A 16,086-nucleotide genomic window follows, 5' to 3' on the forward strand; every position below is an offset into this window, starting at 1 on the left:
TCGAGCGCTGTCCAGTCTATCGCCGTTCAATCCGTGCGGTCTCCTTGTGGTGTGGCCAAGCGCGCTACGCCTTGTCCTGATTCGCATCGTTCATTTGGAGCCCAGCCGTCAGGCCAATGCAAGCCTGCTCATTTTGACGCGGCGGATGACCACCAGGCATCGGGGAAGCCGGTCGCGTAGGTCGGATACTCGGCCGGCCGGGTGATAGTGTTCCAATAGGCGATCGATTGCGTACCGCGATAAAACAGTGGCACGACATAGTGCCCCGCCAAAAGCACGCGGTCGAGCGCCTTAATCGCCGCCACCTGCTCGTCGCGGTTGGGGGCGAAGATCACCATGCGGATCAGCGCATCGATCGCCGGATCGGCAATGCCCGCATAGTTGCGTGAGCCCTGCTGGTTGGCCGATCCCGAGCCCCAATAGTCGGCCTGCTCGTTGCCGGGGTTCATCGTCTCGGCCCACACGTTCCAGATCATGTCGTAGTCGAAGCTGCGCACCCGGTTGGTGTATTGCGAGGCATCCACGGTCCGGACGCGCGCATCGATGCCGATCTTCTTCAGATTGTTGGTATAGGGCACCGCCCAGCGTTCCAGCATCGGGCTCGACAGGAGGATCTCGAAGCTCATCGGCTTGCCGGTCCTGGTGTTGACCATGCGGTTGCCCTTGATCTCCCAGCCCGCTTCCTTGAACAGCCCGATTGCCTTGCGCAGGTTGTCGCGGCTCTTCTGCGGATCGCCGCCGACCGGATTGGTATAGGGGGTGGTGAAGACCGCGGGCGACAGCTTATCCTTGAGGCCGTTCAGGATCTCCAGTTCGCGGCCCTGCGGTAGCCCCGAGGAGGCGAGCTCGGTGTTCCAGAAATAGCTGTCGATGCGCTTGTAGGTGTTGAAGGCGACGGTGCGGTTCAGTTCCTCGAAGTCGAAGCCGTAATTCAGCGCCTCGCGAACCTTTTCGTCCTTGAAGATATCGCGGCGCGTGTTCGGTACCAGGGCCTGCATGATGCCGGTGGCGCGCAGTGCGTTGGCGACGTCCTCTTTCTTCACGCGCCCGTCCTTGACGGCGGGGAAATCATAGCCGGTCGCCCAGCGTGCCGCCTGCGTCTCCTGCCAATAGTCGCTGTTGCCGGCTCGGAAGGCCTCGAACTCCACGTCCCGGTCGCCGAAATAGGTGTAGGTGATCGAGCCGAAATTGTTCTGGCCGACATTCACGTTGAGGTCCTTGCCCCAATAGTCGTCGCGCAACTCGTAGCGGATCGTTGCGCCCGGCGCGAAGGCAGCGATCTTGTAGGGGCCGGATCCCATCACCGGCTCGAGCGTCGTCTTGGTAATGTCACGCGGCTTACCGTCAGGCCCCGTGCCCTCCCACCAGTGCTTCGGCACCACAGTCAACTGACCGAGGATATTGGGAAGCTCCTTGTTGTTCTTCTCGTCGAACGTGAAGGTCACGTCGCGTTCGCCGGTCTTTTCGGCCTTGACCACGTGCTTGTAATAGTTGGAGGCGAGGGGATTGAGCTCCTTTGTCTTGTCGAAGCTGAAGATCACGTCCTCGGGCGTCACCGGCTTCCCATCCGCCCACTTTGCCTCGGCCCTGAGCCGGAACGTCGCGTTCGAGACGTCGTCGGGATAGGAAAGGCCTTCCGCCAGCAAGCCGTAGGAGGCGAGCAGCTCGTCGTCGGCCGATTTCATCAGCGTTTCGAAAGGCAGGGTCAGGCCGACTGCCGTTTCCCCCTTCGAAAGCAGCGGATTGAAGGTGTCGTAGGTGCCGGAGGCGGAAAGCCGCAGATTGCCGCCCTTCGGCGCATCCGGATTGACGTAGTCGAAATGCTTGAATCCCGGCTTGTATTTCAGCTCGCTGATGACGGAACTGCCGATCTGGAAATTTGGCTCCTGGGCAACGGCCTGCAAGGGCAACGCCAATGTGCCGAGAAGAGAAAAGACCACACCAAGTTTCGACCACGTAAGCGCCATTCGCCAACCCCGATTATTGTCTGCTTTCGCCGACAATAGGCGAAAAGCAGGCGAAAAACAGGTGAGGCGACCGTTTTTGTCCGGTTCGCAGGATCGTGAGCATTTGTTGCCCGGGTAAGCTCGGCTCATTCCCTGCTTATGCAAAACATCGATTCACCAAAATTGCTTTTCACGGTAGATTCGATTGCAAATCACTCGGCCGCGGGCCACAGACGCTCAGGACATGGCATGGCTCTCCATACCACCAGGACTTTCCAGACATTTTTGAAATTGGCATTCGCCGGCGTGCTCGGAGCAAGCCTTGTCGCCGGCGATGCCAACGCCGAGCAGAAGCAGCCAAGTCCCGGGAGCGCCAAGGCCCTCTTCGGCGCCGTCGCACTGCCAAATCAAGGGGCGGCGCAGGCCTTCGGTTTCTACGCGAAAGGCTGCATGTCCGGCGCCGTGGCGCTGCCGACCGACGGTCCGACCTGGCAGACCATGCGGCTTTCGCGCAATCGTCGCTGGGGCAATCCCGCGATGATTTCACTGTTGGAACAGTTGTCCCGTGACGCGGCAAAATACGACGGATGGCCGGGCTTGCTGGTCGGCGACATTTCACAGCCGCGCGGCGGACCAATGTTCAACGGCCATGCCTCGCACCAGATAGGGCTTGATGCCGACATATGGCTGACGCCGATGCCTGCTCACCCGATGAGCATCGAGGAACGCGAAATCCTGCCTTTCACGACAATGCTGCAGAAGGGTGCCTTCCTGACAATCAATCCGAATGTCTGGACCAAGTCGCACGCCCGGCTGCTGATGCGCGCGGCGAGCTATCCTCAGGTCGAACGGATTTTCGTCAATCCGGCCATCAAGAAGAAGATGTGCGACACCTGGACGGGCGATCGTACCAATCTCGGCAAGCTTCGCCCGATTTACGGTCACGATTCCCACTTCCACATCCGCATGAAGTGCCCACCGGGCGCAGCCTCTTGCAAGCCGCAGGCGCCGGTGCCTGCTGACGATGGATGCGGCAAGTCGCTGGCATGGTGGTTCACGAAGGAACCATGGGCGCCGCCGAAGCCGCCGAAGCCCGATGCGAAGCCGGTCAAGCCGCGCGAAGTGATGGTCTCCGATCTTCCGAACGCCTGCTCGTCGGTTCTCACTGCGCCGTCCGTCGACTCGGTGCAGACGGCCACCTTTGGCGGCGCTGCTGCTGCCCCGGCTGTCGCGCCGATGGCGGTGATGCCTGCCGCGGCGTCCGACGAGGCGCTGCCTGCAATCGGACCGGTACCGGACGACAAGCCGTCCATCGAGTGAAGCGCTGGCAGCGCGGTGGTCTTTCAAAAGACGGGCGCTTCGTATAGAAGCAGCCAAATCGATTGAATTTCAGGTGGAGGTCCTTTTCATGGCCGGCGGCAAGTGCCTTGCATTGATTGCGCATGACCAGAAGAAGGATGACATGGCGGAGTTTGCACGCCGCAATCGCGAGACATTCGCGAACTGGAGAATCGTCGCCACGGGCACGACCGGCGGCCGGGTGTTGGAGGCTGCTCCTGATCTCGACGTGACCCGCTTGAAAAGCGGCCCGCTCGGCGGGGACCAGCAGATCGGCGCTCTTATTGCCACCGGCGAAGTCGATGCGTTGATCTTTTTTGTCGATCCTCTGACGCCAATGCCGCATGACGTCGATGTCAAGGCTTTGATGCGGCTTGCAATCGTCTACGATATCCCGATGGCGCTCAACGAAGCGACCGCCGACAAGCTTATTGCCACCCTTCACGCGTAAACCGGCGCTTGAATAGCGCGCACGCACGGAACCTGCCATGCCACAGCTCGATACCAGCGAAACCGCCATGCCCTTTCCGATCCTGATCGGCGACATCGGCGGCACAAATGCGCGTTTTGCGATCATCCCGGACGCTGCGGCAGAGCAGATCCATTTTCCCAATGTCCGCACCGCCGACTTCGAGACGATCGATGACGCGATCCGTAGCTGCATTCTCGAAAAGAGCAGCTTGCGGCCGCGCTCGGCGATCCTGGCGGTGGCCGGCCCGATCAGCCGGGACGAAATACCGCTGACCAATTGCGACTGGGTCGTCCGCCCGCGAACCATGATCGATGGCCTCGGCATGGAAGACGTTCTCGTCGTCAACGACTTCGAAGCGCAAGCACTGGCAATTGCCAATCTTTCTGATGACAACCGCGAGCGCCTTGGCGATGCAGCGGGTGACATGATCGCATCCCGCGTCGTTCTCGGCCCAGGCACCGGTCTCGGCGTCGGCGGGCTCGTTTACGCGCGAGGCTCCTGGATTCCCGTGCCGGGCGAGGGTGGTCACGTCGATCTCGGGCCGCGTACTGCACGCGATCTGCAGATCTTCGCGCATGTGGAGACGATCGAAGGCCGGATTTCGGCAGAGCAGATTCTTTGTGGCCGCGGCATCGTCAATCTCTACCGGGCAATCTGCACTGCGGATGGCATTGCCCCCGTCCACTCCGACCCGGCAGACATCACCTCGAACGCGCTCGCTGATTCCGACAAGGTTGCCGTCGAGACGATCAGCCTGTTCTCGACCTATCTCGGCCGCGTCGCCGGCGACATGGCGATGATTTTCATGGCGCGCGGCGGTGTCTTTCTGTCCGGCGGTATCTCGCAGAAGATACTACCCGCGCTGAAGAACCCAGAATTCCGGGCTGCGTTCGAGGACAAGGCGCCGCACTCGGCGCTGCTTGCGACGATCCCGACCTATGTCGTCACGCACCCGCTTGCGGCTCTTGCAGGGCTTTCGTCCTATGCCCGCAAGCCAGAGAGCTTCGGCGTCTCGACCGACGGCCGCCGCTGGCGGGCGTAACGGCTCTGGTCAAAAGGCTGCCAACTCTTTATAGAGCCGCGCGAGCGCACGCAGTCATGAGGACATGCGTGTCCTGACACACAGGAAGACTGATTTTTGCAAGCACCGGACACCAAGCAGACGCCTGTAAACAGCGATAGCATCACCGGCATCTTGAAGCGCATCATCGCAGAAAACGGCCGTGATCATCTTTGGGGCTATGTTTTTGCCATCAGCTGCCTCGTCATCGTTGCCTTGTCGACGGCATATACCGCCTGGATCATGAAGTCGGTCATCAACGAGGCATTCGAACACCGGCGCGCGGACATTGTCTGGGTGATCTGCTTTACCATCTTCATTGCCTTCGTATTGCGCGGTTTTGCGAGCTACGGCCAGGCGGTGGTCCTTTCCAAAATCGGCAACAACATTGTGGCGCGGTACCAGCAGCGTGCCTATGCGCATCTGATGAAGCTGTCGCTCGGCTACTTCAACCAGACGCGCTCGGCCCACGTCGTTGCACAGCTCAATCAAAACATCAGCGGCATCCGCGATGTGATGAACCTGACGATCACGTCGACAGTGCGCGATCTCCTGACGTTTATCTCTCTGCTTGCCGTGATGATCATCCAGGATCCGCTGCTCAGCCTTGCGGTTTTCATTCTGGCACCACCGCTTCTTTACGCGTTGCGATACGTGTCGAAGCGGCTTCGTGTGGCAACCAAGGATGCAATCCACGTCAACAGCCATGTCGCCGGTGCGATGCAGGAAACCATCCAGGGCATCGCTATCGTCAAGGCCTTCACCATGGAGCGCCAGCTGGGGCAGAAGGTTGACAGGCTGGTGGAAAGCGCCGAACGGCGCGCAAACCGTATCGCCCGCCTGTCTGAGCGGACAGCGCCGCTGACGGAAAGCTTCGCCGGCCTGGCGGTGGCCAGCGTCCTTGCCTATGCCGCCTACGGCACGATCTATAACAATATTCCGCCAGGCGCTTTCTTCTCCTTCGTAACGGCGTTGCTGCTGGCCTATGATCCCGCGCGCCGCCTCGCACGTCTTCAGGTGCAGATGGAGCGTGCCGTCGTCAACGCCCGCATGATCTATGAATTCCTCGATACGGTGCCGCATCAGCGCGATGTGCCCGGTGCAAAGGCGCTCGTCGTTACGGAAGCCAACATAGAGTTCCGCAACGTCTCTTTCGCTTATGGTGAGGATGAAGTCCTTCGGGATGTCAGCCTTGTCGCCGACGGCGGAAAGACAACGGCGCTTGTCGGGCCATCCGGCGCCGGCAAATCGACGATCATCACGCTCATTCCGCGCTTCTACGATCCGAAGGCCGGGCAGATCCTCATCGACGGCCAGGATATTGCGCATGTGACGAAACAATCGCTACGCGAGCAGCTGGCCTATGTTTCCCAGCAGCCGTATCTCTTCGAAGGTACGATCCGCGACAACATCCGCTATGGCCGCCAAGAGGCTACCGACGAGGAAGTGGAACGCGCCGCCCGCCTTGCCTATGCGCACGACTTCATCCTGGCGCAGTCCCAAGGCTACGACACGCCGGTTGGCGAGAATGGCGTGACGCTCTCGGGCGGTCAGCGTCAACGCCTTTCGATCGCCCGTGCTCTGGTGCGCAACGCCCCGATCCTGCTCCTCGACGAAGCGACCTCGGCGCTCGACACGGAGTCGGAAGCGGCCGTTCAGAAGGCGCTCGATGAGGCCATGGTCGGCCGCACGGTGGTCGTCATTGCCCACCGCCTTTCGACCGTCGTCCGCGCCGACAAAATCGTCGTCATGCAGCAGGGCCGGATCATGGAGGAAGGCAATCACGAGAGCCTTGCGCGGCGCAGCGACGGTCTCTACGCTCGCCTCAACAATCTGCAGAGGCCAGCAGCCTCCGATGCCCGCTGACAAATAGGATGATCGACTGACATGAGCGATGCTGCGATGAAACTGGTAGTGGTTGGCGCGGCAGGGCGCATGGGGCAGACGCTCATCCGTCTCATTCACGCGCTCGACGGCGTGACACTGCATGCCGCGGTCGAACGCGCCGGCTCTCCCTTCGTCGGCAAGGACGCCGGCGAAATTGCCGGCCTTGGGACGAATGGCGTCATCATCAGTGATGATCCGCTGGCGGCCTTTCTCCACGCCGAAGGCGTTCTCGATTTCACATCCCCTGCCGGCACCGTCGAGTTCGCCGCTCTGGCCGCTCAGGCACGCATTGTCCATGTGATCGGGACAACCGGCTGCTCGGTGGAGGACGACGCGAAGATTGCGGCCGCCGCCCGTCACGCCCGGGTGGTGAAGTCGGGCAACATGGGCCTCGGCGTCAACCTGCTCAGCGTCCTTGTCGAGCAGGCCGCTCGTGCGCTCGATCCGGCCGACTGGGATATCGAAGTCCTCGAAATGCATCACAAGCGCAAGGTCGACGCGCCCTCGGGCACGGCGCTGCTTCTTGGCGAAGCGGCGGCCAAGGGCAGGGGCATCGATCTCGCGTCGAAGTCGGTGCGCGTGCGCGACGGCCACACCGGACCACGCGAGCAAGGCACGATCGGCTTTGCAACCCTGCGCGGCGGCTCGGTTGTCGGCGAGCATTCGGTGATCTTTGCCGGCGAGGGCGAAACCGTGACCATGTCGCACAGCGCCACCGATCGCTCGATCTTCGGCCGCGGCGCCGTCAAGGCAGCGCTCTGGGCGCGCGACAAGAAGCCCGGTCTCTATTCCATGCTCGACGTGCTCGGGCTTTCTTCAAAGTAATCTTTTTCGGAGGCATTTTTCATGAGCGGCACTCTCGTCCTCGTTCGCCACGGCCAGAGCGACTGGAACCTCAAGAACCTTTTCACCGGCTGGAAGGACCCTGATCTGACCGAGCTCGGCATTCAGGAAGCCAACACCGGCGGCAAGGCGCTGGTCGATTACGGCATCAAGTTCGATGTCGCCTTCACGTCCGACCTGAAGCGCGCTCAGGACACGCTGAAGATCATCCTCGACAATGTCGGCCAGCCGGACCTCAAGACGTTCAAGGATCAGGCACTCAACGAACGCGATTACGGCGATCTCTCGGGCCTCAACAAGGATGACGCCCGTGCCAAGTGGGGCGAAGAGCAGGTCCACATCTGGCGCCGCTCTTACGACGTTCCGCCTCCGGGCGGCGAAAGCCTGCGCGACACCGGCGCCCGCGTCTGGCCTTATTACCTGACGGAAATCCTGCCCTGCGTGCTGCGCGGCGAGAAGGTGCTCGTTGCCGCCCACGGCAATTCGCTGCGCTCGCTGGTGATGGTGCTCGATCGCCTGACCAAGGAACAGATCCTGGCGCTCAACCTCGCGACCGGCGTTCCCATGGTCTACAAGCTCAACGCCGATTCCACCGTCGCTTCCAAGGAAGTGCTCGGCGACATGTCCGGCGCGCATTGATATCAAAGCGCCGCGCTTCATTTGAGAGGCGCGGCGCGTTCTTCTAGCGCTCTGCCGTGTCCGTTGCCCGTGACGCCTTCGCGCGGGCGGCCTCGAAATCCGGCAGGCGATTGGCGATCCACTGCCAGAGCGTCACGACCTCCACCAGAAGCTCGCCGCCAAGCGGCGTCAGTTCGTATTCCACGCGTGGCGGCACCTGCGGGTAGAGTGTGCGCGTCACCAGCCCGTCGCTCTCGAGCGTCCGCAGTGTCTGCGTCAGCACCTTCTGGCTGATCCCCTCCACCCGTTCCAGAACGCGCGAGAAGCGTAAGGGCCCGTTGGCCTCCGCCAATATGTGCATGACCCGCAGCGGCCATTTGGCGCTGGCGCGTTCCAGCATCTCGCGAGCAAGCATGTCCTGCGCGTCCGTCAGCGTTTCGCAGAAATCGAATGTACCATCGTTTATCTTAGTTACCACTAGGTATGTATAGCTCCTGTGGGTGCCTTCTTTCAAGATGAAACCGATTTGCCTATATGGCCTTCCGACGGATCAAGGAGATTTCGGATGTCGCAGATTTGGTTGATTACCGGCAGTTCCCGTGGGCTCGGCAGGGCGCTCGCTGAAGCGGTGCTGGCGGCAGGGCACAGATTGGTCGCAACGGCGCGCGATCCGTCGCAGCTTGACGATCTCAAGCAACGCTTCGGCGCCAGCATCCTGACAACCGCCCTCGATGTAACCGATGAGCGGGCTGCCGCAGCGGCCGTGAAGGCGGCGGTCGATCGGTTTGGCCGGCTGGACGTACTCGTCAACAATGCGGGTTACGGCGATGTCGGCTCGATTGAAGATACAAGCCTAGCCGACTTCCGCGCCCAGATCGAAACCAACCTCTTCGGAACGATCATCGTCACCAAGGCGGCGCTGCCGCTGATGCGCGAGCAGGGCTCCGGTCACATCATCCAGTTTTCCTCCGTGGGCGGCCGCATCGGCCCAGCCGGTCGCGCGCCCTATGCCGCGGCCAAATGGGGCGTCGAGGGTTTCTCGGAAGTGCTCGCCCGGGAGGTCGACCCGCTTGGCGTCAAGGTGACGATCATCGAGCCCGGCGGCTTCAGGACCGATTTCGCCGGCTCGTCGACCACACTTCGGGAAGGCCGGCCGGAATACGACGACACTGTCGGCAAGATGGCGCGCTATCAGCGCGACTATACCGGCAACCAGCCGGGCGATCCGGCAAAGGCAGCCGCCGCCGTCATCCATCTCGCCAGCCTTGCCGAACCGCCGCTGCGCTTGCTGCTTGGCAGCGATGCTGTGCGTGGCGTCGAGCAGAACGACGCCGTACGAGCCAAGGAGCAAGCGGCTTGGCGGGACCTCAGTGTCTCCACCGATTTCGAGCCCGGCGGCTGACGAACAGTCAGCGGGGAGGGCGCGTTTCTTCTAGCGCTCTGCCGCGTCCGTTACGCGAGAGGTTTTTGCGCGGGTGGCCTCGATATCCGGCAGGCGATTGGCGATCCGCTGCCGGAGCGTCACGACTTCCGCCGGAAGCTCGTCGCCAGGTAGCGTCGTAAGATGCGATCGGTAAGGCAGTTGCCCCAATCGGCCGATCGCGGCAAATGCCAGGACGGCGATAGCACCGACGACGGCGGTAATCGCGAGCGACCACGATGCGCCGATGTTCTCCATCATGAACGCGAGGATAAATGGGGCAGTCGACGAGATCATCAGGCGGATGGACAACACCTGCCCCTGTCGTCGCCCGTAGCCTTCGCTGCCAAACAGTGCGAGCGGCAAGGTTCCCTGCACGATGCTGCTCAGCCCCGAGCCAAGGCCGAAGACGACGGCAAAGACCAATGCGCCTGGTACCGACGGGGCGGTGACGATCAGAATGATCAGGGCCGCCGGCAGCAACACGGCGGAGATGAACGCGAGCGTCAGCTGCGATAGTCCGCTCCCGAAGACCATGTTGATGAAGCGGCTCAGCACCTGCAAACCCCATGACCATCAGGATGAAGGCCGGCGTTCGCACGGATGGCGGAAGGCTCGGTTCGACGTGCTTTGCCGCTTCGTTCTTTTCCCGTTTGCGCGTTTCGCTGACGCTGCGCAACAACCATGCATGAATGGATAGGCAAACCAGAAGATTGATAGCCGCGAAGATCAGATAGACGTCCTGCCAGGGCATGTGCGCGTTGAGCGCCGTGGTGATCGGCCAGAAAATCGTTGAAGCAAAGCCGGCGATCAGCGTCAGATAGGTGATGCTGCGCTGGGCAACCTTCGGCCTGATCTGGACGAACAAAGCAAAGGCGGCCCCATATTGCACCAGATTGGACGCCGTCTCGATCGCGATCAGTGCGGCGACGAAGGCAGCCTTGCCGGGAGCGAACGCGCAGGCGGCAAGCGCTGCGGCGGCGATCGCCGAGCCCGCGGTCATGACTCGGCCGGCGCTAAAGCGGTCAATCCAACTGCCCATCGTCGGCGCCGCCAGGCCGCCGATCAGGAGAGCTACGGACAGCGCACCAAAAATCCATTCCGACGACCAATCGAGATCCCGCGCCATGTCAGGCGCAAGGATGCTGAAGCTGTAATAGAGCGTTCCGTAGCCGATGATCTGCGTCAGACCGAGGGCGAGGATTGCCGCGACAGGGGAGCGTTCGGTGCCGGTCGTCGTCATTGGGATTTGAGGCTCACGCGCTGTTTGAGTGTTTCGGCCTCCTCCTTCCGCTCGCTGTAGCGATCGGTGAGGTAGGCAGAAGCATCGCGCGTCAGCCAGGTGAACTTCACGAGCTCCTCGCACACATCGACCACGCGGTCGTAATAGGATGACGGTTTCATGCGGCCGTCGGCGTCGAACTCCTGGAAGGCTTTGGGCACCGAGGACTGGTTGGGGATGGTGATCATCCGCATCCAGCGGCCGAGGATGCGCATCTGCCCGACCGCGTTGAAGGATTGCGAGCCGCCGGAGACCTGCATGACGGCGAGCGTCTTGCCCTGCGTCGGCCGGACCGATCCGACCGACAGCGGGATCCAGTCGATCAGCGCCTTCATGATTCCGGTCATCGCGCCATGGCGTTCGGGGCTGACCCACACCTGGCCTTCAGCCCATTCAGACAGCGCGCGCAGCTCCTGCACCTTGGGATGCGTCACCGGAGTGCCGTCGGGAAGCGGCAGGCCTTCCGGATTGAAGATCCTAACATCGCAGCCAAAGTCCTCGAGCAACTGTGCTGTCTCCTGCGCAAGCAGGAGACTGTAGGATACAGTCCTCAGCGAGCCATAGAGGATCAGGATGCGCGGCTTGTGGGTCGAGAAGGGCGGTCGCAGCGCCGCCAGATCCACTTGGCGCAGAGATGTCGGGGGATGCGGCAGGCAGATCAGACAATGCGCTTGCCCTCGGCGTCGAGCACCTGTTCACCATCCTCTTTGGTGAAGGCGCCTTTGTGGGTGTCGGGCAGAATATCCAGAACGACTTCGGACGGGCGCGCAAGCCTGCTGCCGAGCGGCGTGACGACAAACGGCCGGTTGATCAGGATCGGGTCTTTCAGCATCGCGTCGAGCAGTTGATCGTCGGTCAGGGTAGGGTTGTCGAGACCGAGCTTCGCATAGGGCGTGCCCTTGTCCCGGATCGCCTGGCGCACGGTCAATCCCGCGTCGGCGATCATTTTCACGAGCAGCGCACGCGACGGCGGGTCCTTCAGGTATTCGATGATATCGGGTTCGATACCAGCGCTGCGGATCATCGCCAGCGTGTTGCGCGACGTGCCACATTGCGGGTTGTGATAGATGGTGACGTTCATAGCGTTGCCTTTGACGATACGGTTGACGAAGCACCTGGCTGCAGGAGCCAGGTAAACAGGAGAAGAGCTACGACCGCGCCGGCGATCTCAGCAACCCAGAAGCCCGGTAAATCGACCGGGCGGATCCCGGAGAAGGTGTCGGTCAACGACCGTGCCAAAGCGACGGCGGGATTGGCGAACGAGGTCGAGGCGGTGAACCAGTAGGCGGCCGTGATGTAGAGCCCGACCAGCCAAGGCACCGCCCTCTGTTCGAACTTGATGCCGGCGAGGATCACCGCCACCAGCCCGAATGTCGCGACGCCTTCGGAGAACCACTGCGCGCCGCCGGTACGAGCCTTGCTCGACATTTCGACCAACGGCAGGCCGAACATAAGGTGAGCGGCGATTGTGCCGGCCACGCCGCCGGCGATCTGAGCCAGGATGTATCCCCCAAAGTCACGCTTCGGCAACTTGCGTGAGATCGCAAAAATCAGCGAGACCGCAGGATTGAATTGGGCTCCGGAGATCGGGCCGAGGATGGTGATCAGCACCACAAGGATCGCGCCCGTCGCCAGCGTGTTGCCTAACAATGCAAGCCCGACATCCCGGGTCAGCGATGCCGCCATGACGCCGGATCCGACCACCGTTGCGACAAGCATGGCTGTCCCAAGCCCCTCGGCAACAAGCCGTCGCGGCAGATCGAACCCAGTCATCGGCTTGCCTTGGATGGTTGTAAGGTCGCGCCTTCCATGGCACCGATCTGATGCAGGTGCGTTTCCAGCGCAAGCTTGTCGATCGAGGATAGCGGCAGGCTCAGAAAGGCCGTGATGCGATTCTTCAGGAAGCGGGCGGCTTGCGCGAAGGCGCGGCCCTTGTCGACTTCGCTGCCTTCGACGGCAGCGGGATCCTCGACGCCCCAATGGGCGGTCATCGGATGGCCGATCCAGACCGGGCAGGCCTCGCCGGCGGCGCTGTCGCAGACCGTGAAGATGAAGTCCATCTCCGGCGCGCCCGGCTCGGCGAACTCGTCCCAGCCCTTCGAGCGGAAGCCGGTCGACGGATAGCCCTGCGCTTGCAGCTCCTTCAATGCGTACGGGTTGACCTCTCCCTTCGGCTGGCTGCCGGCCGAATAAGCCTTAAACCGGCCTTTGCCTTCCGCGTTGAGGATGGATTCTGCCAAGATCGAGCGAGCGGAATTGCCCGTGCAGAGAAAGAGCACGTTGTAGACGCGGTCAACGGTCATTGTAATTTTTCCTCCATTTTAGGGGCGCAACAGGCCGCGACCTCTGCGGCGGGCGCGCAAATCTCCGGGTGTCCGGAGCAGCAGTCTTCCATCAGGAAGCGAACCAGGCCGCCGAGCGCCTCATAGTTCGCGGTGTAGATGATCGATCGCGATTCGCGTTGCTGCGCGATCAGGCCAGAGCGTTCCAGTTCCTTCAGATGGAAGGAGACGTTGGACGGCGATACATCTGCCTCTTCCGCGATCGCGCCTGCCGCCATGCCGTTTGGGCCGGCGACCACAAGCATGCGGATGATGCGCAGACGGGTTTCCTGAGACAGCGCGCCAAACGCGACGAGGGCTTGACGTTGATCCATATTTCAACAATCCTTGAATGATTGAAATGAGGAATAACGCAGATGAACGCGATCGACAATAGCAAAGTTCAGGAAGACGATATCAGCCTCGGCCTGTTGCTCGGCACACTTGCCGGTGCCAAGGATTCTCCGCTGATATTCTATTACGACGGGCGACCGGTGAAGCCTGGGTACCACGTTACCGAGGTCAAGGCCGGTCAGTTTTCGGCGCTGGACTGCGGCGCCAACCCGGAAGCATGGACGGAGATTTTCATTCAGCTCTGGGATATCGAGGAGGGCGACCGCACCCATATGCCTGCCGGCAAATTCTACGCGATCATCCGCAAGGTCACGGAGCACGTGAAGCTTGATGATTCAGCCAAACTGACCTTCGAAGTCAGCGACGGCCATCAACCGATGCGGCTCTACCGCGCCGCGATGCCAACGCTGCGCGCCGGCACTGTGCACGTCGAGCTATCGCCGCGGCCCGCAAGCTGCAAGCCGCGTGATCGCTGGCTTGCGGAACAACAGGCACAATCTACAGCGGGAACGAACGCCTGTTGCGCCTGACGCCGCAGAGCAATTTCGCATGACTGTCAGACAAGGCGCATAAATCCAATGCTGGTTTTGGAAGGCCGGGTGCTCCGGCGCGCCTGGCCTTTCTCAGTTCTCGATCGTGAATTGCACTCGATCCGCCGAAAACCGACTGATCGCATATTGCACTGGCACACCCTCTAGATCCGTGTTCATCGCCTTGGTGATCAAGACGATCGCCCCCGGCGTCAGCTCGAGTGCGGCAAGATCGGCGGCGTCGGCATGGGCGGCGGTGACCTCCGTCGTCGCGCGCACGTAGTCGGACAGGCCGAGTTCGGCAAAGGCCCGGGTGATCGATTCCGTCTTCTCGTAGGCCGCCGGCATGCCGGCAAAGCGGTCTGCGGGAAACCAGGTCGTTGCGCAGGAGACCGGCCGATTGTCGGCCTTGCGCACCGTCTCCATGCGGATCACCGGCGCGCCCGGCCGCAGTTTCAACCAGCGGGCCACCTCTTCGTCCGCTCTCTCTTCGCTATGCCCAAGCAGCAGCCCGCGCATTTCGCGCGCCTGCCCGCCGATCCCGGCCGTGAACCGGGTACGCTTGGTGATCGGAAAGTTCAGCCGTTCCTTGCGCTCGATCAGCGTGCCGCGTCCCTGCACGGCGCGCACAATGCCTTCCTGGGCAAGAGCGGCAATCGCGCTTCGCACCGTATGTCTGTTGACGCCGAACTGCAGGGCCAGCACCGTCTCCGGCGGCACCATGCCGGTCTCGTCATAGGCGCCGGCGCTGATCGCCTGGCGAATGCGATCGGCGATCTGGCGCCAGAGCGCCACGCCCGTCTGTCTTTGTACCTGCCCAGCCATCTTGCCCCTTGATGTCACACGCTTGTCACGTCGGCGATCTAAGCGTAACTATATCTTGTATAGTTGTCTATATCAATAGACATTTAAAGGATGTGGCGATGACCTTAGCGGAAAAGAATGAGCCGGCGGCAGGTAGGCGCAAGCGCGTCGTCGACCTGCTTGCGCGTGCGGAACGGCAGGAACTGCTCGAGGCGTGGGACAAGCTGGCGGAAAAGCCTGCGGTCCAGCCGGTGCGCGGACCGGAAACGGGCCTCGTCATGGTCCGCGGCCGCATGGGCGGCGGTGGTGCACCTTTCAATCTCGGTGAGGTGACGGTGACGCGTGCCACCGTGCGCCTTGCATCCGACACTGTTGGCCACGCACAGGCACTCGGCACAGATCGCGAGAAGGCACGGCTTTCCGCCATTTTCGACGCGCTCTGGCAGCAGCCGGCCACCCAGCACTTCGTCGAGCAGACACTTCTCGCGCCGATCGCAGCGCGCGTGGCCGCGGCCGAGGGCCGCAGGGCCGACGAGACGGCCGCGACCCGTGTCGATTTCTTCACCATGGTTCGCGGAGACGACTGATGAGCCTCAAGACGGAAGCCCCAAAGAATGATGCGTTGGCCGGCGGCTTTGCTGAGCCGGTCTTCCACGCACAGAGCGTCTTCAAGCTGATGATGGATGCGATGGCGCGTCCGGGCCTGATCCAGACGGTCGCTCCCCGCGCCGCGCCTCCGGCGCCGCTCGGCGTTGCGGCTGGCGCAATCGCGCTGACCCTCTGCGATCACGACACCCCGGTCTGGCTGTCTGCCGGGCTCGCAAGGTCCGCCGTGCCGCAATGGCTCGGCTTCCACACCGGCGCGCCGGTCACATCAGAGAAGGCCGAAGCCCGCTTTGCCTTCGTCGAAGCCGGTGTGACGCTGTCCTCCTTCGGGCTCTTTGCCGCCGGCACGCAGGAATATCCCGACCGCTCCACGACCCTTGTCATCGAACTGGCGGATCTCGAAAGCGGCAGAAGGCTGGCGTTGATGGGACCGGGCATCAAGACGGTGACCGATATCGCGCCCATCGGTCTGCCCGATACCTTCCTGCGGCTCTGGACGGAGAACCGCGCACTGTTCCCGCGCGGCATCGATATCGTGCTGACCTCCGGCAGCCGGTTCCTCTGCCTGCCGCGCACCACCAAGATCACCGCAACGGAGATGTGAC

17 protein-coding genes and 2 pseudogenes are annotated in these 16,086 nt (G+C 62.1%); 10 read left to right on the top strand and 9 right to left on the bottom strand.

All coding sequences use genetic code 11. The features are described 5' to 3' along the window. Positions 1–128 precede the first annotated feature (128 nt). Complete coding sequence (locus FHX09_RS03030; RefSeq protein ID WP_132589428.1) at positions 129–1,967, bottom strand: extracellular solute-binding protein; 1,839 nt, start codon at positions 1,965–1,967, stop codon at positions 129–131. Between the two features lie 228 nt (positions 1,968–2,195). On the opposite strand from FHX09_RS03030, the gene mepA reads away from it, so the two are divergent. The 6 genes from mepA to FHX09_RS03060 all read left to right on the top strand — a co-directional run bounded on the left by mepA (position 2,196) and on the right by FHX09_RS03060 (position 8,185). Further along, positions 2,196–3,266 (top strand): penicillin-insensitive murein endopeptidase, encoded by a 1,071-nt coding sequence (gene mepA, locus FHX09_RS03035; RefSeq protein WP_132589430.1) that lies wholly within the window; start codon positions 2,196–2,198, stop codon positions 3,264–3,266. 88 nt (positions 3,267–3,354) lie between these two features. Continuing rightward, positions 3,355–3,735: a methylglyoxal synthase gene (locus FHX09_RS03040; protein ID WP_007798474.1), complete on the top strand. Its 381-nt coding sequence runs from the start codon at positions 3,355–3,357 to the stop codon at positions 3,733–3,735. Between the two features lie 37 nt (positions 3,736–3,772). Continuing rightward, entirely contained in the window at positions 3,773–4,798 is a 1,026-nt protein-coding gene (locus FHX09_RS03045; RefSeq protein WP_132589432.1) for a glucokinase, read from the top strand. Positions 4,799–4,894: 96 nt separating this feature from the next. Then, on the top strand, positions 4,895–6,682 hold the full coding sequence (locus tag FHX09_RS03050) for an ABC transporter ATP-binding protein (RefSeq protein ID WP_132589434.1): 1,788 nt from the start codon (positions 4,895–4,897) through the stop codon (positions 6,680–6,682). A gap of 21 nt (positions 6,683–6,703) precedes the next feature. Then, positions 6,704–7,528, top strand: coding sequence for a 4-hydroxy-tetrahydrodipicolinate reductase (gene dapB, locus FHX09_RS03055; protein WP_132589436.1), 825 nt, complete (start codon positions 6,704–6,706; stop codon positions 7,526–7,528). A 21-nt stretch (positions 7,529–7,549) separates the two neighbouring features. Further along, the gene (locus FHX09_RS03060; RefSeq protein WP_132589438.1) at positions 7,550–8,185 is read left to right on the top strand and encodes a 2,3-bisphosphoglycerate-dependent phosphoglycerate mutase; all 636 of its coding nucleotides are present in this window, start codon (positions 7,550–7,552) and stop codon (positions 8,183–8,185) included. 43 nt (positions 8,186–8,228) lie between these two features. Here the strand turns inward: FHX09_RS03060 and FHX09_RS03065 are convergent, their stop codons facing one another. Continuing rightward, the gene (locus FHX09_RS03065; RefSeq protein WP_132589440.1) at positions 8,229–8,642 is read right to left on the bottom strand and encodes a helix-turn-helix domain-containing protein; all 414 of its coding nucleotides are present in this window, start codon (positions 8,640–8,642) and stop codon (positions 8,229–8,231) included. An 87-nt stretch (positions 8,643–8,729) separates the two neighbouring features. Here FHX09_RS03065 and FHX09_RS03070 point away from each other — a divergent pair, with 87 nt between their 5' ends. Next, positions 8,730–9,566: an oxidoreductase gene (locus FHX09_RS03070; protein WP_132589442.1), complete on the top strand. Its 837-nt coding sequence runs from the start codon at positions 8,730–8,732 to the stop codon at positions 9,564–9,566. Between the two features lie 30 nt (positions 9,567–9,596). Here the strand turns inward: FHX09_RS03070 and FHX09_RS03075 are convergent. The 6 genes and pseudogenes from FHX09_RS03075 to FHX09_RS03100 form a co-directional block, all read right to left on the bottom strand. Beyond that, positions 9,597–10,827 (bottom strand): annotated as a pseudogene (locus FHX09_RS03075) (MFS transporter). Then, a pseudogene (gene arsH, locus FHX09_RS03080) lies at positions 10,824–11,568 on the bottom strand (arsenical resistance protein ArsH). Before arsH ends, FHX09_RS03075 begins: the two co-directional pseudogenes overlap by 4 nt. After that, entirely contained in the window at positions 11,525–11,947 is a 423-nt protein-coding gene (gene arsC, locus FHX09_RS03085) for an arsenate reductase (glutaredoxin) (protein WP_132589446.1), read from the bottom strand. The pseudogene arsH and the gene arsC overlap by 44 nt, the downstream one beginning before the upstream one ends. Beyond that, positions 11,944–12,639, bottom strand: a complete 696-nt coding sequence (locus FHX09_RS03090) for an MIP/aquaporin family protein (protein ID WP_007798503.1) — start codon at positions 12,637–12,639, stop codon at positions 11,944–11,946. The genes arsC and FHX09_RS03090 overlap by 4 nt, the downstream gene beginning before the upstream one ends. Continuing rightward, positions 12,636–13,169, bottom strand: a complete 534-nt coding sequence (locus FHX09_RS03095; RefSeq protein ID WP_132589448.1) for an arsenate reductase ArsC — start codon at positions 13,167–13,169, stop codon at positions 12,636–12,638. Before FHX09_RS03095 ends, FHX09_RS03090 begins: the two co-directional genes overlap by 4 nt. Continuing rightward, entirely contained in the window at positions 13,166–13,522 is a 357-nt protein-coding gene (locus FHX09_RS03100; protein WP_132589450.1) for a metalloregulator ArsR/SmtB family transcription factor, read from the bottom strand. The genes FHX09_RS03095 and FHX09_RS03100 overlap by 4 nt, the downstream gene beginning before the upstream one ends. 42 nt (positions 13,523–13,564) lie before the next feature. Here FHX09_RS03100 and FHX09_RS03105 point away from each other — a divergent pair, with 42 nt between their 5' ends. After that, positions 13,565–14,071, top strand: a complete 507-nt coding sequence (locus FHX09_RS03105) for a DUF6428 family protein (RefSeq protein WP_132589452.1) — start codon at positions 13,565–13,567, stop codon at positions 14,069–14,071. 93 nt (positions 14,072–14,164) lie between these two features. Here FHX09_RS03105 and phnF read toward each other — a convergent pair whose 3' ends face one another. Beyond that, complete coding sequence (phnF, locus tag FHX09_RS03110; protein WP_132589454.1) at positions 14,165–14,896, bottom strand: phosphonate metabolism transcriptional regulator PhnF; 732 nt, start codon at positions 14,894–14,896, stop codon at positions 14,165–14,167. 98 nt (positions 14,897–14,994) lie between these two features. On the opposite strand from phnF, the gene phnG reads away from it, so the two are divergent. Next, positions 14,995–15,462, top strand: coding sequence for a phosphonate C-P lyase system protein PhnG (phnG, locus tag FHX09_RS03115; RefSeq protein WP_132589456.1), 468 nt, complete (start codon positions 14,995–14,997; stop codon positions 15,460–15,462). Continuing rightward, positions 15,462–16,085, top strand: coding sequence for a phosphonate C-P lyase system protein PhnH (phnH, locus tag FHX09_RS03120; protein ID WP_007798525.1), 624 nt, complete (start codon positions 15,462–15,464; stop codon positions 16,083–16,085). The genes phnG and phnH overlap by 1 nt, the downstream gene beginning before the upstream one ends. Position 16,086: the final 1 nt, after the last annotated feature.

It is taken from the genome of Rhizobium sp. BK538 (assembly GCF_014197575.1).
GTDB lineage: Bacteria > Pseudomonadota > Alphaproteobacteria > Rhizobiales > Rhizobiaceae > Rhizobium.